Origin of the sequence: Desulfofundulus thermobenzoicus (genome assembly GCF_009428905.1) — a bacterium.
Classification (GTDB): Bacteria; Bacillota; Desulfotomaculia; order Desulfotomaculales; family Desulfovirgulaceae; genus Desulfofundulus_A; species Desulfofundulus_A thermobenzoicus.
On record NZ_WHYR01000257.1, the window covers coordinates 1 to 392 of the forward strand.

General features: G+C 45.9%; 1 protein-coding gene. It reads left to right on the top strand.

Translation table 11 applies throughout. The features are described 5' to 3' along the window. On the top strand, positions 1-392 hold a 392-nt coding region (locus GFC01_RS18535; protein WP_152948536.1), incomplete at both ends, for a LysR family transcriptional regulator.

The window sequence follows — 392 nt, forward strand, 5'->3', positions numbered from 1 at the left end:
GCCCAAAAGCTGCGAATTTCTCAGCCGAGTGTCAGTCTTCATATTAAGAACTTGGAGCAGGAATTCCAGACCGTTCTGCTGAATCGTTCACCAAAGCAATTAACCGTTACACCAACTGGGGATATGCTGTACCATCGATCAAAACAAATCATTCGTCTCTATGAACAGGCGAAGCAGGACATTTATGAGCATCATCATTTGGCAAGAGGAAAGCTGACCATCGGGGCGAGCTTCACAATTGGTGAGTATGTGCTGCCGCAAATATTGGCAGAGTTTCATCAGCTCTATCCGCATGTTGATATTGAGGTGGTCATTGATAATACAGAGGCGATCGCCAGACATGTCCGTTTATTCCATGTCGACATCGGTTTGATCGAGGGACAGACCAATGA